At 48.9% G+C, this 24,429-nt stretch carries 18 protein-coding genes, 1 tRNA gene, 1 pseudogene and 1 riboswitch; of the genes and pseudogenes, 9 read left to right on the forward strand and 11 right to left on the reverse strand.

From position 1 onward, the window contains the following. Positions 1-115: 115 nt before the first annotated feature. The 4 genes from GEI7105_RS0119075 to GEI7105_RS0119090 all read left to right on the forward strand — a co-directional run bounded on the left by GEI7105_RS0119075 (position 116) and on the right by GEI7105_RS0119090 (position 3,477). The gene (locus GEI7105_RS0119075; RefSeq protein WP_017662030.1) at positions 116-775 is read left to right on the forward strand and encodes a cofactor assembly of complex C subunit B; all 660 of its coding nucleotides are present in this window, start codon (positions 116-118) and stop codon (positions 773-775) included. After that, positions 776-2,440: a glycosyltransferase family 39 protein gene (locus GEI7105_RS0119080; protein WP_017662031.1), complete on the forward strand. Its 1,665-nt coding sequence runs from the start codon at positions 776-778 to the stop codon at positions 2,438-2,440. Between the two features lie 146 nt (positions 2,441-2,586). After that, the gene (locus tag GEI7105_RS0119085) at positions 2,587-3,174 is read left to right on the forward strand and encodes a hypothetical protein (protein WP_017662032.1); all 588 of its coding nucleotides are present in this window, start codon (positions 2,587-2,589) and stop codon (positions 3,172-3,174) included. A 221-nt stretch (positions 3,175-3,395) separates the two neighbouring features. Beyond that, positions 3,396-3,477 (forward strand) — tRNA-Leu (locus GEI7105_RS0119090). Positions 3,478-3,727: 250 nt separating this feature from the next. Here the strand turns inward: GEI7105_RS0119090 and GEI7105_RS0119095 are convergent. After that, positions 3,728-5,527 (reverse strand): M3 family oligoendopeptidase, encoded by a 1,800-nt coding sequence (locus GEI7105_RS0119095; protein WP_017662033.1) that lies wholly within the window; start codon positions 5,525-5,527, stop codon positions 3,728-3,730. A 656-nt stretch (positions 5,528-6,183) separates the two neighbouring features. Here GEI7105_RS0119095 and GEI7105_RS38640 point away from each other — a divergent pair. Beyond that, positions 6,184-6,333, forward strand: coding sequence for a hypothetical protein (locus GEI7105_RS38640; protein WP_017662034.1), 150 nt, complete (start codon positions 6,184-6,186; stop codon positions 6,331-6,333). Positions 6,334-6,487: 154 nt separating this feature from the next. Here GEI7105_RS38640 and GEI7105_RS0119105 read toward each other — a convergent pair whose 3' ends face one another. Further along, positions 6,488-7,951 carry a tetratricopeptide repeat protein gene (locus GEI7105_RS0119105; protein ID WP_017662035.1) on the reverse strand — a complete coding sequence of 488 codons (1,464 nt, stop codon included), beginning with the start codon at positions 7,949-7,951 and terminating at the stop codon, positions 6,488-6,490. A gap of 770 nt (positions 7,952-8,721) precedes the next feature. On the opposite strand from GEI7105_RS0119105, the gene GEI7105_RS31355 reads away from it, so the two are divergent. Then, entirely contained in the window at positions 8,722-10,536 is a 1,815-nt protein-coding gene (locus tag GEI7105_RS31355) for a sensor histidine kinase (RefSeq protein ID WP_017662037.1), read from the forward strand. A 178-nt stretch (positions 10,537-10,714) separates the two neighbouring features. On the opposite strand, the gene GEI7105_RS31360 is transcribed toward GEI7105_RS31355, so the two are convergent. The 4 genes and pseudogenes from GEI7105_RS31360 to GEI7105_RS41290 form a co-directional block, all read right to left on the reverse strand. Then, a protein-coding gene (locus GEI7105_RS31360) for an IS5 family transposase (RefSeq protein ID WP_375339026.1) occupies positions 10,715-12,198 on the reverse strand; the annotation gives its coding sequence in 2 pieces (ribosomal slippage) (positions 10,715-11,580 and positions 11,580-12,198; 1,485 coding nt in all). 438 nt (positions 12,199-12,636) lie between these two features. Further along, positions 12,637-14,544, reverse strand: coding sequence for a response regulator (locus GEI7105_RS31365; protein WP_017662038.1), 1,908 nt, complete (start codon positions 14,542-14,544; stop codon positions 12,637-12,639). 89 nt (positions 14,545-14,633) lie between these two features. Beyond that, complete coding sequence (locus tag GEI7105_RS0119130; protein ID WP_445958304.1) at positions 14,634-15,782, reverse strand: adenylate/guanylate cyclase domain-containing protein; 1,149 nt, start codon at positions 15,780-15,782, stop codon at positions 14,634-14,636. Then, positions 15,780-16,148, reverse strand: a pseudogene (locus GEI7105_RS41290) (response regulator); the annotation flags it as partial. The gene GEI7105_RS0119130 and the pseudogene GEI7105_RS41290, both read right to left, overlap by 3 nt. Before the next feature lie 879 nt (positions 16,149-17,027). Between GEI7105_RS41290 and GEI7105_RS31370 the strand changes: the two are divergent. After that, positions 17,028-17,525, forward strand: a complete 498-nt coding sequence (locus tag GEI7105_RS31370; RefSeq protein ID WP_144053874.1) for a hypothetical protein — start codon at positions 17,028-17,030, stop codon at positions 17,523-17,525. Positions 17,526-17,858: 333 nt separating this feature from the next. On the opposite strand, the gene GEI7105_RS0119140 is transcribed toward GEI7105_RS31370, so the two are convergent. The 4 genes from GEI7105_RS0119140 to GEI7105_RS0119155 form a co-directional block, all read right to left on the reverse strand. Continuing rightward, the gene (locus GEI7105_RS0119140) at positions 17,859-18,680 is read right to left on the reverse strand and encodes an energy-coupling factor ABC transporter ATP-binding protein (protein WP_017662041.1); all 822 of its coding nucleotides are present in this window, start codon (positions 18,678-18,680) and stop codon (positions 17,859-17,861) included. Then, complete coding sequence (cbiQ, locus tag GEI7105_RS0119145; protein WP_017662042.1) at positions 18,670-19,467, reverse strand: cobalt ECF transporter T component CbiQ; 798 nt, start codon at positions 19,465-19,467, stop codon at positions 18,670-18,672. Before cbiQ ends, GEI7105_RS0119140 begins: the two co-directional genes overlap by 11 nt. A gap of 69 nt (positions 19,468-19,536) precedes the next feature. Then, positions 19,537-19,851 (reverse strand): energy-coupling factor ABC transporter substrate-binding protein, encoded by a 315-nt coding sequence (locus GEI7105_RS0119150; RefSeq protein WP_017662043.1) that lies wholly within the window; start codon positions 19,849-19,851, stop codon positions 19,537-19,539. Between the two features lie 3 nt (positions 19,852-19,854). Further along, positions 19,855-20,610, reverse strand: a complete 756-nt coding sequence (locus tag GEI7105_RS0119155) for an energy-coupling factor ABC transporter permease (RefSeq protein ID WP_017662044.1) — start codon at positions 20,608-20,610, stop codon at positions 19,855-19,857. A 365-nt stretch (positions 20,611-20,975) separates the two neighbouring features. Next, positions 20,976-21,195: riboswitch (cobalamin riboswitch) on the reverse strand. Between the two features lie 523 nt (positions 21,196-21,718). Between GEI7105_RS0119155 and GEI7105_RS33700 the strand changes: the two genes are divergently transcribed. After that, positions 21,719-22,921 (forward strand): pentapeptide repeat-containing protein, encoded by a 1,203-nt coding sequence (locus GEI7105_RS33700; RefSeq protein WP_017662045.1) that lies wholly within the window; start codon positions 21,719-21,721, stop codon positions 22,919-22,921. 123 nt (positions 22,922-23,044) lie between these two features. Continuing rightward, positions 23,045-23,500 (forward strand): pentapeptide repeat-containing protein, encoded by a 456-nt coding sequence (locus tag GEI7105_RS31385; protein ID WP_017662046.1) that lies wholly within the window; start codon positions 23,045-23,047, stop codon positions 23,498-23,500. 209 nt (positions 23,501-23,709) lie between these two features. On the opposite strand, the gene GEI7105_RS40015 is transcribed toward GEI7105_RS31385, so the two are convergent. Beyond that, positions 23,710-24,429: ISL3 family transposase (locus GEI7105_RS40015; protein WP_017662047.1), on the reverse strand; the 720-nt coding region annotated here is incomplete at its 5' end.

Here is a 24,429-nt window from a genome sequence, read left to right on the forward strand (position 1 = left end):
TTAGTCTCCAAACCCTCCATTTTCCCGGTTGCGATGGTGAAGTCTCCCAAATTCCCAGTCTCAAGTCCATTCGATTTCCTAGTGGTCGTTTCCGAGTCTTCTGTGCCGATTCTCCATGTCTAAATCTGATTCGACGGTAGTATTGCGACGGTTGCCGATCGTCGTCGGTGTGTTGGCGGGAACGCTGCTGTTCGCCAACCGCCTGTTAACGCCAGATGCCGAACTGACGAACTGGCAATCTCGCTCTGATGCGGTGGGGGTCGTTATCAGTGCGCTGTTGGTGTTGACGGGGTTGTTGTGGCAGCGGGTTCAGCCGAAACCTCCCGAAGCCGTCGTTCTCGAAGGTGAAGAAGGGTTTGAGTTGGCGTCGGATTTACCGGATGCCGTCAAAACGGAGTTGGCCTGGGCTTCTCATTTACTGCTGACGAATACCGTCACGAAGTCGATCGTGGTGTGGTACGACGATCGCCTGTTGTTGCGTCGCGGCGTCTTGGGACGCAACGCCCACGTCAAACCCGGCCCGATCGTCGAACGGGTGTTAGACAAGCAAAAACCCGTTTATTTGGTCAAGCTCGATCTCTATCCGGGTAAAGTTGAATTCGATTATTTGCCCAATAACACACAAGGCTTGATTTGTCAACCCCTCGATCGTAAAGGCGTGTTGGTGTTGGGAGCCAACGCCCCGCGCAGCTACACACAGCAAGACGAACGCTGGATCGAAGGCATTGCAGAGAAGTTAGCTGCAACGCTCGATCGCGAACTCACTGTGTCGTAAATGCAGCGTCGTCATTCGACTCACCCAGCCGTGCGAGCGATCGCCGTTTGCCTCGTCCTCGGGGTAGGAGCGGCGTTGCGGTTTTGGAACCTCGATTTCAAACCGCTCTGGCTCGACGAAATTCTCACCGCCGGGTTCAGCTTGGGACGGTCGGGATCGGAGGTTCCCCTCGATCGCTTCCTGCCCGTAACGGAACTGCGGGAGTGGTTTTCCCTCGACCCCGACGCCACCTGTGCCGACATCAGCCGCACCGTCACCACAGAATCGACCCATCCGCCGTTATATTTCTGTTTGACTCATCGCTGGTTGCAGTGGAGTCAGGTGAGTTTTGACAGCTTGACGTGGCAGTTGCGATCGCTCCCGGCGATGTTGGGGGTTTCGGCGATCGCTGCCGCGTACTGGCTCGATCGCCTGGCCTTTTCCTCCCGAACTGGCCTTGTCGCCGCGACGCTGATGGCAGTTTCGCCCTTTGCCGTGTACCTGTCTCAAGAAGCGCGACACTACACCCTACCGCTGTTGCTCGTGACCCTAGCACTGGGGGGACTCATCCAGTTCGTGCGCCATCTCGTCGAGGGCAAGTCACTCCCTTGGGGAACCCGCTGGGGATGGATAGCGGCCAACACCCTCGGCTTGTACGCGCACTATTTCTTTGTCATCGCTTACGCCGCACAGTTCGCCACGCTGGTTAGCGTTGTCATGACCCGACGCCCTGCCAAAACTGCTCGCCTGACGTGGCTGACGAACGGGCTAATTTTTCTAACTCCCCCGTTGCTGTTTCTACCCTGGTTGCCCCAACTGCTGAGTCACGTCGATCGCCCGGAAACGGACTGGTTTCGGCCGTTCGAGCCGAGTTGGACCGATGGCTTTGCCCCCCTGGTTCAAACCCTCGCCAGTTGGGTGGTGATGGCGATCGCGCTTCCGGTGGAAAACCAACCCCTGGCGGTTGCCGTACCGATGGGAGTCGTCATCCTGGGTTTTACCCTGTGGTTGGGGCGCGTGGCGTGGCAAGGATGGCGCGATCGATGGCGACGAGACGACGGACGCTTAGAACTGTTAACGCTGGCCAGTTTCACCGTTTGGACGTTACTGGCCTTCGGCGCGATCGTCTACGGTTTGGGTAAAGATATCACCACCGCCCCGCGATATCACTTCCTTTACTACCCTGGGATCTGTGCCTTACTCGCGGCGGCGTTGACCTCCCGAGGTTCCCCACGTCGCCGAGGGGTGGCGATCGCGATCGTCGGATTGCTCAGTTCGGCGTGCGTCGTCAACAACCTCGCCTTTCACAAACCCTATTATCCCCGTCAAATCGCTCGAAGCTTCAACGTAGACCCCGAGTTACCCACCGTTACCGTCGTCGGATATCAGAACTTACAAGAAATCGCCTTGGGGTTGAGTTTTGCTCTAGAATTGCCGCCGACATCGGAATTCGGCCTGTTCGATCGCGCCTCGGGATACGACGCCCTCTGGCAAACCCTCGCAACCCGTTCTCTCTCGACGGTTCCCCCGTTAGAACTGTGGGTTATCGCGCCGGGACTCCGACAAGCTGAATATCCCGAAAGGTTAAATTTTTCGGAGGTTTTCTGTCAGCGAGATATCGGCGAATATCACCGTCTCGGGATTCCCTACCAACGCTATCGATGTAGCCGCAATTTTCCAGGCTAACTACAATGACTAACAGAGCCGTCAATCTCTACTGAGGCGATCGCACTGTCTCGACTCCTCCTCATTCCCCAATCTTTTCGTCTCACCCGTGCCTCTCTACCGAGTCAACCCTACGATTCCTCGACGCCCTATCTTCAACCGCCATCATGCCTGTTAAAAAATCCCATTACGAAAGCGCCCTCGCTCACTATTGCGAAACTCACGCCGCCGTCGAACTGCTCCGACAACACCGCCCCTATTTTGAAGCGATTCCCAGCTTGCGTCGTCCCGACGAAAGTGCGATCGTCTTGCCCTTTCCGCTAGTGCGTTTGCGGGAACCCATCTCTCAATCGGGATTGAACAGTTTGAACGTTCGAGCCGGTGAAACGGTCTGTCTTCCTTGTGAATTGGGGATGTTCATGTGCGAGCCAGACTGGAAAGTAAAAATCGGCATCGAGATTTTTATCTTCGTTCATCGCCCTCAAGAAGACTTGTCGGATTTGCTGTTGCGTTGGCGACAAACCCAAGTGTTGCTCGATAAGGGCTACGAGTGGGTGATGCCCCACCGCTACCGTCATATTTACGGCGACGCCGCTCAGCGTATTTTTCCCTTGTTCGTGCTGTTTGACGAAACCCCCGAACGGATCGTCAGAGGGTTGAACGGGGCAGCGTTACCCTTCGTTATCGAACGCTCCGACCGGAGCCAAAGCGATCTCGAGGAGGAAGTGTTTTCCGCCGAAAGCCCCTCCCTGTAGCGGCGTGAGAGCCACAACATCTTCTCGCAGCAGACACCTCGACCTCGGGCGATCGCCTTCAAAAACCGTATTGTTTCGAGTGTAGGCTTCGTGCTACAATGAGATAGTGGTGACTGTCAGTCAAACAGCACTGTTGTTTGATTCCGAAAGACAGTTAACTCGAGGCGCAAACGTCTCGGGTTTGGTGTCTCTAGAGCGACAGCGACAGTTAGTCCTCAGACGCGGACGTGGCGGAATTGGTAGACGCGCTAGATTTAGGTTCTAGTACCGCAAGGTGTGAAGGTTCAAGTCCTTTCGTCCGCATTTTAAAAATTTCGATCCAAAATTTCGACCGAATACTGTTAGGGCTTACGCACTTCAGCGTTAACCACACTAAATGTAGCGATCGGTGGGCATTGCCCACCCTACAAATGGTGTAAAGGCGGTCGTTATGACTTCGAGAGTCAGCGTTACAACTGCCTGCAAAAGGCTCTGAAGCTGTCAGATTCCCAGCATCTTTAAGATGCCGGGGATCTTTTAATAACAGGCAGATTTTCTAACAGCTTGCCTCGAATTACAAGGTTTGTTCTAACTGATTCAACAACCCTCGAACGTACTCCAACGCATTTTGAATGGTTGCCGTATCTTCCAAATCCACATCGACAAAATGACGCAGAGCTTCGACCTGGTTCCACTGACTGCCCGAGGCCAACAATTCCAAATAACCTGGAACGAAATCTTTACCCACTTCCCGATATTTTTGATAACAGGCCAAACTGACCAAGGTTGACGCCGTATATTGATAGCAGTAGAAGGGTTTGAAGAAGACGTGGCCGATCCGCGCCCAGTCGTATTGATGTTCGTCGAGGAGTTCTACCGAATCCCCACAGAGCTTGCGATACAAGTCCATCCAGGTGTCGTTGACGAACTGGCGATCGAAACTGCTTTCTTCAGCGCGATCGTGAAGCATCAACTCCAAGCGGCTGATGGTACTTTGCCGGAACAACAAACTCAACTGATCTTCGAGTTGTCGGGTAATCAACGCGCGGCGTAATTTCGCATCGTCTCCAGCTTGGTTTAACAAGTGGTCTAACAATAACAACTCGTTAAACGTCGAGGCGACCTCTGCCAAAACCAGCGGCGGATTGCTGTTGAAATAGGATTGTTGGCGATCGATCCAATCAAAATGCAGCCCGTGACCCATTTCGTGAGCCAACGTAAACAGTGAAGTGTAATCCTCCGTGTAGGACATTAACAAATAACTGTGTTTCCCGTGGAAATAGGCACAGAACGCACCGCCTCGCTTCCCAGGACGCACTTTCGCATCCACCCAATTATTGAGGAAAAATTCTTCGGCCCGCCGTGCGTAGTTGACATCGAATTGTTCTAAGGCTTCCAACAACGTCGTCACGCCCGTTTGATAATCGATGGGGGGTTCGGTTTCCGTCGTCCAAGGGGCATAAATATCGCAAATGCGAATTTTTTGACCCAAGGCTTTGCCTTTTAAACGATAGTAACGATGGAACAAATCGAAGCGACTTTGCATCCCGTCCATAATGGCACGAAAGACGGGTTCGGACACTTCGTCGGCGACGAGTTGCTTGTGCAACGTGGATTTGTACGATCGCATCTGACTTTCGATGCGATGGTCTTGGGTGACGGCGTTGAGGATGTAGCCGTAGAGGGAATTGTGCTGTTTGAGAACCCGACGAACCGACTGATAGGCGTTGAGGCGAGTATCGGCGTCGGGGTGAAACAGCAGGGCACTGAGTTCGGCTTCCGTGTCGGCGGTTTTCCCGTCGGGAGTGGTGACGGGATCGTATTCCTGTTCCCCCAGGTGAACCGATCGCAACTTCACGAAAGCTTCTCGTCCAGTTAGCAGATCGCGGTTGCGGGTTTGTTCGACTTCCTCGGTGAGGGTGTGGGGGCGAACTTCCGCGATGCGATCGAGATAGTGGCGATAGTTCTTCAGTTCCGAGGATTGTTGCAGTTCGTTGAAACTCGTTTCCGCGATCGCTTGCAGTTCGAGATCGAAAAACAACAGTTGGTTGTCAACCTGCGTCAACGCCTCCATCACCTTGTCTTCAAACTGATGGGCTTCGCTGTCGCGGGTGTCGGCGGCGAATTTCAAAGCGGGGAAGGCGTAGAGATAGCCGGATTTCTGGTGAATCGATTCGAGTTCCCGCAGACAGTCGGCGACTTGGACGGGAGACAGTTGCGCCACGTTTCCGCGATACTGTTCCCGAAATGCCGACGCTCGCTGTTGCAAGTTTCGCAAGTCTTCTTCAAACTGAGGATCGTCGAATCCCGCGTATAGATCTCGCAGATCCCATTCTTGCGTGTCGGAAATTTGCTGAATCGAGGATCGAACCAAGGCGGACTCCTTTTGTGGAAAGCGATCCTTTCTATTGTAAAGAGAGATGGGGAGTCGTAGGGTGCTGTGACGCGGGCATTAAAATCTCGCCGAAATCCGGTGAATGGAATTTACCGCGTCACGCACCGCCCCCAACCGGGGAGTGATGAGGAGAGGAGATGAGGAGAACACCACATCACCATCTCACCCTTAGTGGTGCAGAAAAGTCCTGAAACCCTTGTTAGAAAAGATATCGCCGTATTAAAGGTTTGGCCGCAAAATCCCAGATCGGTAAATGGCTGCCGGAGATCCCCGGCATCTCCGAGATGCCGGGGATCTGGCTCGAGGACTAATACAGATCTTATGTGTTTTGTCAATCCCAGATCTCGAAAAGTTTTCTGCACCACTAAGCCATCTCACCTCATCAACCCGATTAGGAATTTTGCCACGAATCATTTAATATTGGTATTGTTTACAGTCTTGTTATTATTTAAAAGCCATCAACTGATATTTCGATATTATTGAATAGCTTTAGATTGTTTAAAATTCAATAAACATAAAAACCAAGCTTGTAAAAGCATATAAATAAATCCAAATTTTTGTAAATAGAGCCAGTATTTAAAAATCGCCTATGATACGCTGAAACCACAATTTATTGATTTTGGTGCAAAACCATCATGGCAGATACAATTAAAATGGCCGAGCCTTTAAGAATGGCTGATGCTGACCCTAGCAAAATCAAATCTGCTAATACGAGCGTTGGCGATGAGTGCCTCAAATCTTCGAGCGCCCTGTACGCCAAGCTGTCTAAATACAACAAAAAATAGATAGCCTTTTCAAGTTTTCACTCACCAGTAAGGATACGATACTATCTATTGGCATTCAGTTTATCCTTGCTTTATTCAAACTCAACACACTAATTTGCTTGCAAATTAGTGTGTTTTTATCAGTGCTTCGATCGCCACTAATGGAGAGTAAACTTTAGCAATTTTGCGAATCGAGATAAGACTGCAAGCGATCGCGAGAGAGTTTATTATTTTGTAAGTCTCTAAAATGCTGCCGGACTCGTTCGGCAGAGGGTGTTGAAAGATTTGGAAAGGGAACGAATCCTCGTGGAACGTTGGCTTCTTGCGTCAAGCCAAACCAATTAATCGGCTCCGTTTTACTCTTTTCGAGTGATTCTCCCGTATAGATTGTAGATAGTGGTCGATCGGCTGCATCGAACGCCGCTAAAACGCGACGTAAATGAGGGCTGTTAAGCTCGCCGATGATGTTGACAAATAAGAGTGGGGAAGTTTGGCGGATGGTTTTGATAAATTCCTGACTCGCAAACGAAGCGGGAAAATCTGCATTGCCCTGGTAAACGTCACATTGAAGGAAGTTAAACCGTCGGCGATTGGCGTTCAAAAACGCGATCGCATCAGCTTGTATAATTTCCAAACGACCCGTATCGATATAATGCTGAACTAACGGAAAGAACGTCAAACACATCCGAATTACCACCGGATCGATTTCTACGACAGTCAAGCGCAACTTGGGAAAGCACGCCAAACTCATCGTGACTCCCGCACCCGCACCGAGTCCTAATACCAATCCCGACGATTCGGGCATTTGACAGCCAACCAAGAGAAAAGCAGAGGCAAAATAACTTTCAGATAACGGCCCCGGACCGCAGCGACAGTTCGCCTCCCATTGGCAAGCCGAGGGAGATTTGGTCGCACTTCCTTGGGACTGTTCGCCGATACATAAAAAGCGCGTTTCCGGCTCGTCCAGAACCCACACCGTACCGAACAATCCTTCTTCTTTGGCTAAAGTGACTGTTTCTTGAGGGTTGAGTTCGCGCCATTTTTCGTAAGTGGCTCCGGCTTCCTGTCGTCGATCGAGCTGCATCAAGATCCGGGCTTTATTTATCAGAGCTTCTGAATCTTCCGGATCGAGTTTTAAAACAGCTTCGTAAGCCGCTAAACTCTCGCGATAGCGATGCTGCTGTGCGTAGAGGACACCCAAATTGTAAAAGGGTAATAAGATTTGAGGAAAGCGATCGCTCAAGTCTCTATTAATCTCGATCGCGCGATCGATATTGCCCTGATGCCGTGCAACCGAGGAGTCAACCAGACCTTCTTCCAACCACGGATCGAGAAGCAATCCGTCTTCTCGCGCTCGCTCGATCGCCTCTTGAGAACTCGGAATCTCGGCGTTTTCCTCAGACCAACAATCGTTTAAAACAATAAAGAATTCATTCAGATAGCCACAGGAACAGGTTTTAGAAACACTTTTAAAAAGAATCGCTCCCACTTGTTGCTGGGGAACGTCGGGGAGGCGATCGCTCTCGATGACAGCCTGACAAGCCGCACAGGGATGATGGTTATAGCAAGAGCGCGCGTCTTCCTCCGAACTCGGTCGATAAGCATTCTGCAAAGACAATCCAGGACGATAAGGAAACATAGGGAGTATCGTGAGTTTTCTGGATATACGATGATTTTCTATTTTTAAATAACACGAAAATCGAAATTTTAGCACTAAAATCCTGAATTTTGTGTCATCTAATCTACATTGATATTACAAACTTAGAATCCCCAAACCCTATCTATGAAATTGTCTGAATTCAACGAGCTTACCCTGAGCGCGATCGAGTATGACTTCAGATTAAACCTCATGCGATCGCAGATTGCCATAACTAACTGGCGATCGTCGCCGCATTGCCGATCGCGTACCCAGATCCCAAATGGGATATCAGGCGATCGAGATCGATAATATCCGTGAAATCCACAGCCTTGCTTACGTGATTTTACTGAACTTTGCTTCCGTTAAATTACAGTTGACTGATATCCTCAATACAATATACGATGACAGATATATTAACAAACAATGAAATAAAAATTAAAAATTGCGAGTTTTTATATATCGCTTAGAAATCATTTACAGTCGATCGTTTCTCGAACGATAGTCGTGTCAGACTACCAAGAGGAGAAAACCAATTCAATCGGTACATCTCAAAAATGTAAATCGATCGGATGTAAGCTTTAGTACTCGATTTAGCTGCTGTTGGGTTGCAGCTTCGCTCGACCCCTGGACGACAGCGTTGCCGAAGTCCAACCTACCCCAGGCTCCTATTTTCACAAAAGTTGAGATGCACCCAATCCAATGGTAGAGAAAGACTCGAGGGGGGGACTGCGATCGACAGAACTCGCGTATGACTCCAAGAAACACGACCCATGAATCGCGATCTCTTATCCCTCAAACAAACTACACCTCTGAACTCCCATCGCACCAACCGAATGGAAGTGGCTTCACAATGGCTCGATCGACTGTTTCGTTCGGCGAGTATTCGTAATAAAATTGTTGCCGGATATCTCGTTGCCATTGTCATCGCTGGATTTTCAACCCTGTCAGCGCGGCTAGTTGAAGAATATGCCAACGAAGTCGTCGAGGAACGTGCCGAAACCGTGGAAGAGCGAGCCGAGACGCTCAACAAACTGAACCTAACTCTCCTCGAGATTCACGACGTTCACTATCGTCTGCTGGCGACGCTCGATCGCCCCGATTCACTCGAGGGCAAAATCGAGCGGCTCATAGCCGATCGACGCATCTTACAGCAACTTCTTCAAGAGACGAGAGAGTGGTCTGATGAGACCGAAAGCGGACTCGACGATCCGTCCCTACATCGCGTGCAACAGCGCTTTTCCCAATGGCTCGACGTCGCCGAACCGACAGTTCGCGACTATACCCAACAACTGTTTGAAAGTGTCTCTCTCCTCGAAGACACTGCGTCAGATCCCGATCGCCTCGAGTCGGGACGACAAGCGTTGATGCGCTTGAACGAAAGTGACATTACGGTTGTTTTCGGCGATCGCCTCGACACTCTGGTTCAAATTACCTACGACTACACGAACGCCAAAGAAGAAGCCGTTCACGAGGCGTACGAAGGCGTTGAAGAACTCGAAAGCCTCATGCTCTCCCTCGGACTGCTCGTCACAGTGGTTAGTGCGGTGGTTTTAGCTCTGTTTATGGGCGCAGCCATCGCTCGTCCCCTCGAACAAACCACCGAGATCGCCAAACGTGCCATTGCCGAGTCGAATTTCAAACTGCAAGCCCCCGTCATCACCGGTGACGAAGCCGGACAACTGACAGTCAGTTTAAACCAGCTCATGCAACACGTCAGCACGATGTTGAGCGAAATTCAAAAAGCACAAGTCCAACTGGTTCAAACTGAAAAAATGTCCAGTCTGGGGCAGCTCGTCGCAGGCATCGCCCACGAAATTAACAATCCTGTCAACTTCATTCACGGAAACATCGTCCATACCCAAGAGTACGCCGAAGACCTGATCGAGCTGATCGCACTGTACCGTCGAGCTTATCCCCAGCCGACGACAGAGATCGAAGCTGCCCTCGATCGCATCGACTTAGACTATCTCATCGCAGACTGGCCGAAACTCCTCAAATCAATGCAGTCTGGAACGGAGCGAATTGACAAAGTTGTTCGCGTCTTGCGAACGTTTTCGCGATTAGACGAATCGGAAGTCAAACCAATCGACCTACATGAAAGTCTCGATAGCACGCTGCTCGTCGTCAACAGTCAACTCAAAGTGACATCGCCGAAATTTCATCTCGAAATTGTCAAGAATTACGGAACGTTACCCAAAGTCGAATGCTACGCAGGGAAGCTCAATCAAGTCTTTCTCAATCTCATCGAAAACGCCATCGACGCACTTCAATCTGACCCCCAAAACGATCGCCCAATTCTAAACATTTCAACAGACTGTCGAGGAGGTAAAGTCTACATCGAAATTCAAGACAACGGCTCGGGAATTCCTCCAGAAATTCAAAACAAAATCTTCGATCCCTTTTTTACGACCAAGCCAGTCGGTCGAGGTACGGGTTTGGGACTATCGACTTGTTACGACATCGTTCGCCAACACCAAGGACAGATCGAAATTAGTTCTCACGTCGATCGAGGCACGGAAGTTACCGTTATTTTGCCAGTGAAACCCGTATTTCTGTCGCCCATGTCAGTTTTAAACATATCTTAATTTAGTTGTATAACAAAATTGATACAAAAAGGAAATCGGGAACAGAGAATCATGTTTTTTCTAGTGTTTTAATTTCTAGTATTTTAATTTTTGATGATTCATTTGGGACTGCTATATAGGGTTTGCTGAAAAAGTTATCAAAAGCTGGGGGTGGAAAATGAACAAGAAGCCGTCTTACTCAAGGTATAAATCTGAATTGACTTAACTCGTCCACTTTATAAGTTACAATAATATTTCTCGACAAAATTATGAAGTTTGGGAAAAATTGACACAAAAAAAGACAGTAAAACTGCCGGCTCAGCTTCACCAGGTTCATCACTAAAAAGGTCAGAGCGATGGAGGTTTCCGAAGTATTAGGCAGTTTAGCCATAACACGACTTAAGCTGAATCTTCTTTTGGCTTGTCCAAATTTCCCCTCGATTGCATTACGAATGCGCTCATCTTCCTGGGCTTGTTTTTTGGCTTCTCGGCTGAGGTTTTTAGGAGGTCTTCCTAAAGGCGGTCCGCTGAGACGAATTCCTCTTTCTTTACACCAAGCTCGATTAGCTCGGGTTCGATAAATTCGATCGGCGTGAACCGATGAGGGGTAAACTCCCATATAGTCTTTGTAAGCTTCGACTTGCGAGATTAAATCTCCACTTTCATTATAATTATCCCAACTAATTTTTTCGAGAAATACATATCCTTCTACACAACTGACTGATAACTTAGCCCCGAATTCCGTAGGACTTGCTGCCTTGCCTCTGACGATTGGACGGAGATGAGGTTGTGTTAAACTGACGATGCGATTTTCGATTTTATTTTTATGATTTGACCACATCCACTGCTGTTGACGGGTAATTTCACTGGAGACTAATAAATTCCTGTATTGCCTTCGGCTTAAGCATTCTAGGCTCGCTCCTTTCTCAATTAATTTCTCAATGTTTTGGAAGTTTCGTTGAAGATATTGGAGTTGTTTTTTGACAGCATTTCTTCTTTCTTTGCGAGAGGGTCTCCTCTTTTTGGCAAATTTGAGATACTCTTTTCGGGCGAGTTTTCGGTGGGTTCAGGTTTTTTAGACAGTTGGCCCTTCAGGGATTTATATAAAATGTCTAGGATGAGTTCGGTGGTTTTCCTCGCTTGATTTAACAGTTCGACATCGGTGGGGTATTTGATATCGGCAGGTGCGACGGTCGCATCGATTAAGAGTTTCCCTCTATTTTCTTTTCTTCTTTCGACTCCTTCTGACTTTTTTGTGCTAGATTCCTCCCGTTGAAATCCTCGAGCTTGTCTGACAATTCTTCGATTTATTTTTTGAAGTAGAGAGCGACCAATCCTTTGCCGAAAATGAACCATCATTGAAGCATCAAAAGGCGCTTCATTTCGATAACTCTTTTCCCCGATAAAATACTGTAGGTAAGGGTTTTCTTTAATTTGTTCGACAGTTTCTCGGTCGCTTATTCCCAATTTTTCTTTAATAATTAAGGCTCCCAGTGCCATCCGAAATGGTTTCGCTGGTGCTCCCATTTCCTCAGAAAAATTCTGGGCATATTCTTCCTCAAATTCTGCCCAGGGAATGAGGTTCGCCAAAATTACCCAACGATTTTCTTCACACAACTTGCCTTCAAAAGGAAGTTCAAAGGCTTCTTCGGGCGCGTCAGGATTTTGTGATTTTCGATACATTTTTTCTTGCCGGATGCACGGGAATTTCCAATTTTACCTCTTTTTCGGGTTCTCGAAGCCACGTCAAGACTCCTCTAAGCCTTACACCGTAAGCTTTTCACTTCTTTTCAGCAAGCCCTATATATTTTATTTCTAACAAAACCTGAATTTGGGATGAGTTGGGGAGAGTGCGAGCTAACGTAATAGACACTCTAGCGATTGCAAAAGCTCGTATCTGGTAAATTAATATTAGTGAGATGCACTCCATTTCAAATACTGATTTTTCCCAATCCGAAAAGCTCTTCCATCCCCCTAACCCCCTTCTCCTTTAGGGGAGCTAAGGAGGGATGTTGTGAAAACTTCTTAAAGCCCCGCGTATCGGTAAAGGAGGGAGTATTAAAGCAAAATTTGGGTCGGTACGATTTTGAACGAGTCAGTCTCAGCCGGATGTTTTGTGCGTTAAGTTCCCGTTTTTTCCTCGTCTTCCGAGAGCGTTTCTTCCTGGGGAACGAGGGCAAAAATCTTATCGAAGCGAAAATCCTCGAGCCAAACCGTCAATCGCTCGGCTAAGGCGGCCGACTCCTCGGGGATTTCATCAATGAGCGAACGAACGATCGCATCGTTGGCGGACATCGCCCCATATCGCAGTCGCATCCGCCACTGAACCGGCATCGACGCCAAATCTTCCGAAGTCAGTTCCAGAGAGGGAAGCACGCTCTCCGACGCCGTGTCCTCTACCATCTCGTACAGGTAGCGTACCCCCAAATGTCGGGCGATTTTCTCGAAGATCTCCTCTTCCCGAAACGGCTTACGAAGGAAATCGTCGCATCCGACAGCTAACACCGACGCTCGTTCCTCCTCAAACGCACTGGCGGTTAAGGCAACGATCGCCGTGGGACTTTTCGCCCCCGTCTTCTTCTGCTGGGCTTTAATCTGTCGCGTCGCCTCGTAACCGTCCATCACGGGCATCCGCACGTCCATCCAAATCAAATCCGGTTGCCACGCCTTCCACTGTGCGATCGCCGCCTGGCCGTCTTCGGCAGAGCGCACCTCGAACCCCGTCACTTCCAACAATTTCACCAAAAACTGACGGCTTTCGCGGCGATCGTCGACGACCAACAATTTAGGAACGGGGCGATCGGCGAGCGGTCTGACGACGCGGCGTTTGGGGGTCTCGGACGAGTCGCCGATCTCGATCGGCTGCGTTTCCACCGGTACGATAATATCGAACTGAGCGATCGTCCCGACCCCGAGAACGCTATCGAGGGTGATGTCTCCCCCCATCAACTGCACCAACTGACGGCTAATCGGCAAGCCTAACCCCGTTCCCTCTTCCGAACGATATCCGGTTTGCGTTTGCACGAACGCCTCGAAAATCGTTTCTAACTCCTCTGGAGCGATACCGGGGCCAGTATCCTCGACCTCGAAATACAAGCGAACGCGATCGCCACTTTGGGGAACCGCCCCCACTCGTAACGCGACGCTTCCAAACTCGGTAAACTTAATGGCGTTACTGAGCAAGTTGATCGCCACTTGCCGCAACTTCCCCTCGTCTGTACGGATGCACGGTGGCACGTCGTCGCTACAGTAAACCTCGAAACTCAACCCTTTCGCTTGCGCTCGCCACGCCAACATATCCGTGACCCCTTGCAAGAGGCGATCGAGACGCACCGGGGCTTCTTTAAGCGTGACTTTTCCCGCCTCGATTTTCGAGAGTTCTAGCACGTCGTTAATCAAGGTCAACAAATGCTCGCCGCTGCGACAGATAATCCGTAAATACTCCCGTTGTTCCTCGGTTAGCGTTTTATCCCGTTCCATCAATTGACTGAACCCCAAGATCGCGTTTAATGGAGTTCGCAGTTCGTGACTCATCTTCGCCAGAAACTGGCTTTTGGCCTGACTGGCACCTTCGGCGTGACGTCGGTTCCGAATTTCTTCCTGTAAGCGGCGGCTGCGATCGGCTAGAGCCTGGGTCAAACGTCGCATTTTCAAATGCAATTGCAAACGCGCCAGCACTTCGTCCCGTTGAAACGGCTTGGTAATGTAATCGACCGCTCCGAGAGACAAGCCTTTGACTTTATCGACGGGATCGGACAACGCACTCATAAAAATCACGGGAATTTCCCGCGTGAGGGGGTTGTTTTTCAAACGACGGCAGGTCTCGAATCCGTCGATTCCCGGCATGAGAATATCGAGTACGATCAGGTCGGGCAGTTGTAAGGCTGCCACTCGTAGCGCACTTTCTCCATCTTGAGCGACGCGCAACGCAAATCCTGCCGCTTCTAAGTGAGCCGACAAAACGCTGAGGTTTGTTGGGTTGTCGTCTACGATAAGGACGACTGCATTGGGTTGGGGTTCGGGAGTCATCGATCGCGCAGAAGAGGAGCAAGGAAGCAGAGAAGAAACAGTTAACAGGTAACTGTTTTCACGGGTGACTGGTGACTGTCTTCATCTTCTCATCTGCGTCCGACGAGCCAATAAGTCGTCATTTCCCCTTTACCTTTGACAGAGACTAAACCCCGCTCTTCAAACATAAAGCGATCGGTGAGGCGATGGTACGTATCTCCCGTGACTTGAATGCGCCCCGGAATTCCCGTCGATTCCATGCGACTGGCGACGTTGACGGTATCTCCCCAGAGGTCGTAAATAAACTTTTTAATGCCGATGACACCGGCGACGACTGCACCGCTGTTGATGCCGATGCGAATTTGAATCGGCGTATCTGAATAGGGTTGAAAGGATTCGATCGCATCGAGCATATCTAAGGCCATGTTCGCGATCGCGTCGGCGTGGTCGTCCCGAGGCACTGGGAGTCCACCGGCGACCATATACGCGTCTCCGATGGTTTTAATTTTTTCGAGGCCGTGTTTTTCGGCCAGGCGATCGAAAATCGAGAAAATTTGATTGAGGAGATTGACGATTTCTACCGGAGACACGCGAGATGACAGTGCGGTAAATCCGACGATATCGGCGAACAACACCGTGGCGTCGTCAAAGCGATCGGCGATCGCACTTTCGAGTTGTTTGAGGCGATCGACAATGGCTCGCGGCAAAATATTGAGCAATAAGTGTTCGGATTTTTGCTTTTCAGCTTTGAGGGCTTCATCGGCCAGTTTCCGTTGCGTAATATCGTCGAGAACCCCTAAAATTCCGATCACTTCCCCTTTTTCGTTATGAATGGGCAGTTTGTTGATGTCGAGCCATACTCGCTTCCCGTCCGGTCCGGTTTTTTGCTTGGTGGCGACGATGTGAAGCTCGGGAGTATCGGAGTCGATAATTTTTCGGTCTTGTTCGCGAAACTGGTCGGCAATGGCGGGATCGGCAAACATATCGTAATCCGTTTTTCCCACCACCTCGTCGGGACTGCTGAGTTGAGCTGCGTCGGCCCAGTTTTGGTTGCAGCCGAGAAAGACTAAATCCGTATCTTTCCAGAAGACCTGTTGCGGAATGTTATCGAGGATCAGCCGCAAGTACTGTTCTTTTTCTCGTAAGGCGGCTTGTGCGCGAGAGCGATCGCGAATTTCTTGCTGGAGCTTGGCATTTTGTTCGGCCAGTTGCTCTTGCAGTCGCTTGAGTTTGAGTTGGTTTTCAATCCGCGCCAGCACTTCAGCAAACTGAAACGGTTTAGTAATATAATCGACCCCCCCCGACGAAAACGCCTTGACTTTGTCCATTACGTTGTCGAGCGCACTGATGAAAATGACCGGAATTCCTTGCGTTTTAGGATTGGCTTTGAGACGGCGACAGACCTCGAACCCGTCGAGTTCCGGCATATTGATATCGAGTAAAATCAAGTCGGGCGGTTCGGTTTCGGCGACCACCAGGGACATCTTCCCCGTCGTTACGCTGCGGGTTTCGTACCCTTTACGGGACAGCATCCGAGAAAGCAACCGTAAATTTTCGGGCCGATCGTCAACGAGTAACAACGTGGCTTTTGGCTCGGTAGGAGAGTCTGGGGAAATGTGGGTCATAGTACCTGACGAAAGAAGCTCGCTCCACTACTGCGATCGATCGCACTTTGTTCTCCACCTTGTCTCGGGGCGTCTTGACGACCGGCCAAGATATCCGAGGAGTCGCACTGTCAATGCAATTAAGGGGTAACACCCTCTAGGGTAGTCTAGAGGAATCGGCCGAGAATATCGATATGGCTAAACTTACCCGCGCCCTTGCAACGGGCGAGCGTCTGAAAAGACATCACGTCTTTCTACATATAACTTAAGGCTTGCAAAACCGTCACGAACGGGCAACGGCGAACGACCTCTGGCTGGGTTGAGGTTCGAGCGAATACCGATGCTGAAAAACGAGTCGAGTTGGGTTCATCTCAATGGATGTAAAAATATGAATCTGGGATAGGTTGGACTTCGGCAACGCTGCCGTCCAGGGGTGGAGCGATCGCGAAACCCAACAACAGCTCAATTCACTGCAAAGACTCCGATCTGATAAATTTACATTTTTGAGATGCGCCCTTCGAGTTGTTTTGTTTAGGGCGGACGCATTGACGCGATTTATCCGACAGGCGCAGTTCCCAGCTTGCTAAATTGTATCGAACTTTAGCTGTTAACACTATCTGTAGCGCAAAGGATACCAATCTTTCTCTATATTTAGTGTGTATGGGCGTTAATTGTGTCAGTTTTGTTAGAGTATAACACGCTCGATTTCATGGGTTCGGTCTGTTTTCAATCTGGTAACGACTGACGAACTCCGATCGCCGTTTGAGAACGCGATCGCATTCTTCTTCTCGCCTCTTGTCAAAGTGAGTTTTCTCGATTAGACTCGACGAAAATTTCAGTTTATTTCTCATCGTTGAGGATAAATTCGTGATAAAAACCCTGAATTGGTTGGCTCTAACAATGTCTATGTTAACAGTCGCCTCGTTCCTGTTAGCAATTGGAACTTGCCCTACACTCTCGCAGCAAGCCCAGGCTGCCGAAATCGATCGAGATAACGATGCGATCGCACAAGGATACGAAGAAGACTTCGACGAAGAGGAATTCAGCGAAGAAGACTTCGACGAAGAGGAATTCAGTGAAGAAGACTTCGACGAAGAGGAATTCAGTGAAGAAGACTTCGACGAAGAGGAATTCAGTGAAGAAGACTTCGACGAGGAAGAGTTTGACGAAGGCTTCGACGAGGAAGAGTTTGACGAAGGCTTCGACGAGGAAGAGTTTGACGAAGAGGAATTCAGCGAAGAAGACTTCGACGAGGAAGAGTTTGAAGAAAGCTTTGACGAGGAGTTTGACGAAGAGGAATTCAGCGAAGAAGACTTCGACGGGGAGTTTGACGAAGAGGAATTCAGTGAAGAAGACTTCGACGAGGAAGAGTTTGAAGAAGAGGAATTCGAGAACTAGAGAACTCTAGAAAATCTACTAAAGCGATAGATTATAACGACTCGGTATCTCTAAAGATACCGGGCTTTTATATTTTTTTATTTCCAGATTTTTCCAAATATAGCAACTCAAAAAATCGTAACTTTAGAAAAACTTCAGAGAATTCTCTTCATGCAAGTATCATATGGAATCCGAACTCAAATACTGGTTTTACCCAACCTGACAAGTCCCTCTATCCCCCCAACCATCCCCCCTTCGCCCCCCTTTCAAAGGGGGGCGAAGGGGGGATAGGGGACTAAGGGGGGATGTGGTGAAGATTTCTTGAAACTTATTCTATCGGTAAAAGATGGAGTATCAATACTCTTCACAACTCGATCGCTTCACGATCTGAGAACGTATCTTGTCCGCTGAAATACCGTTGTCTTCCAACATTGTTAGTAAATCTACCGCTAACGGTAAGCCAAGCCCTAGGGTTCTGAGTTCTTGGTGTCGATCGAACAGGTCTTCAGCGGGGCCTTCAAGAACGATGCGTCCGCAGTCCATTACCATCAGCCAATCCGCCCAAGCATAGATAAAATCCAGGTCGTGAGTAGCGATTAAAGTCGTCGTTCCAGCGACGTGAATGCGTTCGAGGCGGCGAAACAGCGTGCGGGTTTGCGCCGGATCGAGATAAGCCGTCGGTTCGTCCATCAGCAGGAGTTGCGGTTGCAAAACCATCACATCGGCGATCGCCACTCGCTTCTTTTGACCCAAACTCAGATGGTTAATCGGCGTATTCGCCAACTCCAACAAATCGAAATCCTCTAAAGTCCGCTGCACGCGATCGGCAATCTCCGATTCAGGTAATCCCAGATTACACAGACCGTAGGAAATATCCTCTTCCACCGTCGTCGCCACGAGCTGATGTTCCGGGTCTTGGAACACCAAACCCACCTGCTGGCGCAGCGTCCGCAGAGATTTGCGGCTGTAATCTAGCGGTTTTCCCTGCCAGTACAACTTACCGCGATCGGGACGAAACAGACCGTCCGCCAACCGTAACAGCGTACTTTTCCCGCAGCCATTGCGACCGATGAGACCGCAGCGGCGACCGGGAGGAATGCGTAACGAGAGTTCTTGTACGGCGGGTTTTTTGGCGCAGGGATAGGTGTAAGTGACGCGATCGAACTCAATTGGCATAATAGATTCCCGTGGCGATCGCCAACAACAGACACCCCGCCATCGCTTCCGTACTGTAACGCCAACTGGGTTTGTGACGGCGAGCGTGCCAAACCTGCAACTCTCCCGTAAAGTTCCGCGACTGCAACCCGAGAGAGATTTGGCGATAACTATCCAACGTTCGCACCACAAGCTGACTGACTACCAGTCCCAAACTGCGAAGACGAACCCGCCAAGTCAGATATCCCCCACGCGATCGCTGAGCCGTCACCAAGTCCGTGGCCGTTTCCGCCAACATAAAAATAAAACGATACATCAGTGCCAACAATTCCACCATCAAGCTGGGACAGCGAAGTTGGCGCAACACCCGCAAAATCTCCACAAACGGAACTGTCAACAAAATGAAATACAAACAGGAGGTCAGCGTCAAGGCGCGAGCGAACACCTCACTCGCCTGTTGCCATCCTTGCACGCTGAGATAGAGATAAACCGGCCCGACAACAACCCCTTGCATCACATCCGGTTGCACCGCACTCCAACGACTCGTCGCCGTCACCCCCAGCAACAACGCCGGAACGCTCGTCAGCCAAAAGCTGAGGGGCAACAGTAACAGTCGAGCGTAAATCTTCGCCGGAATCTTTGCGTAGCCGACAATCCACACCGCCAGCCAAAGGGCGATCGCACCTTGAACCCAAGGCACAGACCCATAACCGAGAATAAAGAGAACGGCAGCAAAACTCAACTTATGCTCGGGAGGCAAGTGTCGAAGTCGGTTGGTATAGACGAGAGAATCAATCTGATGGTGCATCACCCTCAAGCCACGTCCGCCGCCGTACCCGCCGCCAGGACATCGTTTCCCAGAGCGTTCGGGGATTTATCATTCTTTGCCAGATTGTTTGCGCTCCGTTCGTCCTCGATAAAACCCGATCGCATAGCCGATAACCCCCGCACCGATGGCGGCTTGAGAGACAAACAGCAAACTTTCGATTTCACCGCTCGGCGGCTCGAACACCCCTCCAAACCAGGGTTCGTAATCCGGTTGAATTTCGCCAATCGCCTCTTCTGCTTCGCCGTCAGCCCCGCCGTATTCGCCTTTGACGAAAATCAGGGGAAGTACCGCCAGGGCAATCACGGTAAAAACGATGAGCCAGTTTCCTTGTTTTTGGGGTTTTTGTGTGGGTTGCGTTTCCATCTCTTAAGCTCCTGTTTTCAAAACCTTTAACGTCTGTAATTCCTCGGTGGCGTAGGATTGCAGCCAATTCCAGACCAACACCGTCAGGAGACCTTCGCTGATGGCGAGGGGAATTTGAGTGAGGGCAAAAATCCCCGCAAACTTCACGAAAGCGGCGACGAAACCCCCGCTGGCAGCGGGAAAAGCCAAAGCCAGTTGAACCGAGGTGACGATGTAAGTAACCAAGTCTCCCAAAGCCGCAGCTAGGAACACGGCGAGTTTTTGCTTGCCGCTGTTGGCAAAGAGGCGATAGACGCCGTAAGCTACCCAAGGGCCGACGATCGCCATCGAAAAGACGTTCGCGCCTAGTGTCGTCAAACCGCCGTGAGCTAATAAAACTGCCTGGAAAATCAGGACGAGACTGCCAAGAACGGTCATCACCGACGGTCCGAACAGAACGGCTCCCAATCCCGTCCCCGTGGGGTGGGAACAGCTCCCCGTCACTGAGGGAATTTTCAAGGCGGAGAGGACGAAGCTAAAGGCTCCAGCTAGAGCCAGTAACAGTTTGAGTTCGGGATTTTCGCGAGCAATGCGAGCCAGCGATCGCAATCCCAAAATGAAAAACGGTAAAGATACAATCCACCAAAATGCAGCCCAGCCAACGGGTAAAAATCCTTCCATAATGTGCATGGCTTGGGCGGGTGGAGCGGCTCCCACAACCAGGTAAAGGCTCAAAGCCGCCATTGCGACTAACTGTAAGATTCGAGGGTTTGGTTTCATTGATGGTTCCTGAAGCGGTTGATTTGAGTGGGTTTGGGTTCAAAAGTTCTTCACTACATCTCCCCAACCCCCCTTCTAAAGGGGGGCTTAGGGGGGGGATAGAGGGTCTTGTCTGGAGATGAGGAACTGTTGTTTGAAATTCGGATTTTGTATGAGACGATCGTGATAACGGTAATTTCTGACAATACGTGAAGTGACTAAGACGAGCGAACTCATCTGAGCTTCAACGCAATTTTTTAAAACGACCCGTCTGATGCAAGTTTTTCTACTCGTTTCGGAGTTTTGTAGGGATTCTCCAAAAACGAGAAAATTGCGATCGCGTAAATTCTAAAGCTGTTATCATCCGTACCTCGCAGATGTTGAAAAATACAAACCACGTATCGGCGGGCATTCTGACTGAGAAAAAGAGAGGGTTCGATCTTGGATAAAAGATCTTAAGCTCAGATTCGTTAGATTTCCAAACTTAGGCTCTCAACCTTCGACTCTTTTTCATTACAGCTGCGGGACAGCGGCAGATTTGCACTGCTCTTTCCCCGTTTTCTCTAGGGGCTGCTCCCCCCTAGAACCGATAATCTTCCACATCCTATCATCTAAGAAACCCTGTGGAGCCTTCGAGATCCGAAAATCAACGGATCTTTACCGTTTTCGACGAGGGGAGGTGCGATCGCTAGAGTTAAGATTGTTTACATTTCGATAAAATGTAACATATTATTCACAAAGATTGACAATCACATAAATTCGTAGTAAATAATCGTAAAAAATAAAGAAAAGCTAGAAAGAGAAATAGTTAGAATGAGTGGGAACCTCGAAAAATTCATTATTTGAGTTCAGATTAAAAAAATAAAATGGTCTTTCATATCCTTAGTGGTGCAGAAAAGTCCTGAGACCCTTGTTAGAAAAGATATCGCCGTATTAAAAGGTTGCCCGCAAAATCCCAGATCGGTAAATGGCTGCCGGAGATCTGGTTCGAGTTCAAATACAGATTTGATATAGCCAGCCCAACTGACTCGTAAAATATTGTAATCTGAAAGTACTTTAGCACGGCGATCCCAACTACAGAGAGTGTTCACAACTCAAATGATTTTGCTATGGCAATAGAAAAAAACTGATGGCAAATGCAGAACAATTAAATCGATTGAAGACAAAAGAAGTAGAAGTCTGGAATCAGTGGAGATTTAGAAATTCTGGAATACAGATAGACTTACAGGAAGCCGATCTCAAGAAAGCCAGCCTAGAGAGAGCCAACTTGAAAGAAGCTAACTTGAAAGGAGCTAACCTACAGAGAGTCAAGCTAAAAGGAGCCAATTTGGAGAGAGCCGTTCTGAGGGAGGTGAACTTGAAAGGAGCTAACTTAGAGGGAGCCAACTTACGAGAAGCCGAGTTGGAGTATGCTGACTTGAAGGGAATAAACCTGGAGGGAGCGATCTACACACCAGAAACGAAGTGGCCCAGTGATTTCCAGCTTGAAGAGCGAGGTATGTACTCAATCGCTCCTAATGCTGAGTTGGAGGGAGCCGATCTACAGAGAACCGAGCTTCAAGGAGTGAATTTACAGGGAGCCAATCTAAAGGGAGCCAACTTGAGGACAGCCCGTCTGGGAGGAACCGATCTAGCGAGAGCGAATCTGGAAAATGCCAACCTGGAGAATGCCAACCTACGGGAAGCGAATCTGGAAAATGCCAACCTGAAGGGAGCAAATTTAAGAGGAACTGATTTGACGAGAGCGAACTTGGGAGAGGCGAACCTTTATCAAGCCAGCTTACGGAGAACCAAACTACGGGGAGCTTTCCTGTGGAGAGCCAATCTAGAGGAAGCGAACCTGGAGTATGCCTATCTATGGGAAGCCAATCTAGAGGAAGCGAACCTGATGAGAGCGAACTTAAAGGATACCACCTTGGAGCTAGCTAACTTGACGAGAGCGAATCTGGAGAGAGCGGATCTGGCGAGAGCTGAGCTAGGGGAAGCAAACCTGACGAGAGCGAACCTGGGGTATACCTACCTGTGGGAGGCTGAGCTGACGAGAGCCAATCTGGAAAAAACGAACCTAACGAGAGCGAACCTAGAGAATGCCACCTTAAAAGGAGCCTTCCTATGGGAAGCCAATCTGGAGGAGGTTAATCTAAAGGGAGCGAGTCTAAAGGGAGCAGCTTTGTGGAAAGCGAATTTGAAAGGAGCGAATTTAGAGGGAGCTGACTTACAGGAAGCTGAGTTAGAGGAAGTGAACCTGAAGGGAGCGAACCTGGATGAAGTGATTTATACAGGGTCTTCGGAGTTTGTGGTTATAAATGTATACCATAATACAAAAAATTGAAAATTCGAGAGCCAAAACCCTTGAAATCTCGTGAAGTTAGTTTTTCTGTCACCCTAAACTCCGAAGAGCCTTTATACACCAGAAACGAAGTGGCCCGGTGATTTCCAGCCTGAAAAGCGAAGTATGTACTCGATCGCTCCTAACGCTGAGTTAGAGAGAGCCAATCTGGAGAGAGCAGAGCTGAAGGGAGCGAATTTAGAGGAAGCGAACCTGAAGGAGGCCAACTTAAGGGGAGCTGAGTTGGAGAGAGCTAATCTCTGGAAAGCCGATTTGTGGGAGGCCAACCTAGAGGAAGTGAACCTAAAGGAGGCCAACCTAAAAGCAGCTAAGTTGGAGAGAGCTAATCTCTGGAAAGCCGATCTAGAAGGAGCGAACTTGAAGGATGCTAATTTAAGGGGAGCGAACCTGAAGGGAGCTTGGTTGAGAGCCGTAGAAAATCTCACCCCAGAACAAATCAAAGCAGCGTGTAACTGGCAGAAAGCCATTTTAGATCGAGACTTTCGAGTAAGACTAGACGAAATATCGGAACCTAAAACACCGTTCAAGCAAAGATTTTCTGAATCTTCACTAGATGAGTGAGTGTTCGATCGCTCGAACCCCAATCGCTCTGATGCTCAAACACTTCACCTTTTGATTTTTTCTTTACAAATACCTTTTAGTTACGTTTCTTCAATGGTTGAAATAAAATTCCGATCTGGTCGTTTAACTCCTGCGGAACAGGCAATCATAACGGCTGGCTTTTCTCGTCATTCCGGGTCTTCGCAAAACAAGGTGATAAGAAAAACTTATTAAGTAAAGCAAGACAGAAAGCGCATTCGCATATTTTCAAAATTTATAAAGCCATAAGCTTGACGCTTTATCAGTTTAAGACGATTATTAATACCCTCCATAACACCATTGGTTGTTCGGCTCAAGAAATAATTACATATTGTGTTAAGATGATTGCGAATTGTCTTGACAGCATCACCATAAATACTCTGTGCTTTACACAGCCATTCTTTAAATTTATTTTTTCCGCTCTCTGGGTCTTGAGTTGTTTCATAAATTTCTCTAAAATCCTCTTTAAGCTGATAAGCTTTTCGTAAACGTTTTGACTGTTTTAAAACGGCCTCTAATTTTTCCAATTCCTCTTCTTTTAAGTCTTTTTGGTTTTTCAGCAATAACCATTTGGCTCCTTTGATTTTGATTTTAAACTTCACCTGCTTTCGGATTTTATTTAGATTGTCATTCACCGCTTTCATAACGTGAAATCTATCGACGACAATTTGGGCATTGGGAAACACTTTTTCGATAAGCTTTGGAAATCCTCCCCACATATCTACACTGACTTCTTCGACTGCCTCTCTGACCTCTAACGGTTGCTGTAGAAGAACTTCAGCGATTTCTTCTTGTTGGTGAGAGTCGATGACTTCTATCAATTCTCCTTTCTCTAAATCGCTCACTACCGTCACTAAATTTTTGTGACCTTTATGTTTTGCTATCTCGTCCAAACCCAACCTTTTACTTGT

The sequence above is a fragment of the Baaleninema simplex PCC 7105 genome (assembly GCF_000332355.1).
Taxonomy (GTDB): Bacteria; Cyanobacteriota; Cyanobacteriia; order Cyanobacteriales; family Geitlerinemataceae; genus Baaleninema; species Baaleninema simplex.

Bases quoted from the DNA above. Each gene is read 5' to 3' on its own strand.
- GEI7105_RS38640 (WP_017662034.1), top strand. From the start codon at position 6,184: ATGGCAGATACAATTAAAATGGCCGAGCCTTTAAGAATGGCTGATGCT.
- GEI7105_RS31355 (WP_017662037.1), top strand. From the start codon at position 8,722: ATGAATCGCGATCTCTTATCCCTCAAACAAACTACACCTCTGAACTCC.
- GEI7105_RS33700 (WP_017662045.1), top strand. From the start codon at position 21,719: ATGGCAAATGCAGAACAATTAAATCGATTGAAGACAAAAGAAGTAGAA.
- GEI7105_RS0119155 (WP_017662044.1), bottom strand. From the start codon at position 20,610: ATGAAACCAAACCCTCGAATCTTACAGTTAGTCGCAATGGCGGCTTTG.
- GEI7105_RS0119140 (WP_017662041.1), bottom strand. From the start codon at position 18,680: ATGCCAATTGAGTTCGATCGCGTCACTTACACCTATCCCTGCGCCAAA.
- GEI7105_RS31370 (WP_144053874.1), top strand. From the start codon at position 17,028: ATGTCTATGTTAACAGTCGCCTCGTTCCTGTTAGCAATTGGAACTTGC.
- GEI7105_RS0119075 (WP_017662030.1), top strand. From the start codon at position 116: ATGTCTAAATCTGATTCGACGGTAGTATTGCGACGGTTGCCGATCGTC.
- GEI7105_RS0119085 (WP_017662032.1), top strand. From the start codon at position 2,587: ATGCCTGTTAAAAAATCCCATTACGAAAGCGCCCTCGCTCACTATTGC.
- GEI7105_RS0119150 (WP_017662043.1), bottom strand. From the start codon at position 19,851: ATGGAAACGCAACCCACACAAAAACCCCAAAAACAAGGAAACTGGCTC.
- GEI7105_RS0119105 (WP_017662035.1), bottom strand. From the start codon at position 7,951: ATGTTTCCTTATCGTCCTGGATTGTCTTTGCAGAATGCTTATCGACCG.
- GEI7105_RS0119080 (WP_017662031.1), top strand. From the start codon at position 776: ATGCAGCGTCGTCATTCGACTCACCCAGCCGTGCGAGCGATCGCCGTT.
- GEI7105_RS31385 (WP_017662046.1), top strand. From the start codon at position 23,045: ATGTACTCGATCGCTCCTAACGCTGAGTTAGAGAGAGCCAATCTGGAG.
- GEI7105_RS31365 (WP_017662038.1), bottom strand. From the start codon at position 14,544: ATGACTCCCGAACCCCAACCCAATGCAGTCGTCCTTATCGTAGACGAC.
- cbiQ (WP_017662042.1), bottom strand. From the start codon at position 19,467: ATGCACCATCAGATTGATTCTCTCGTCTATACCAACCGACTTCGACAC.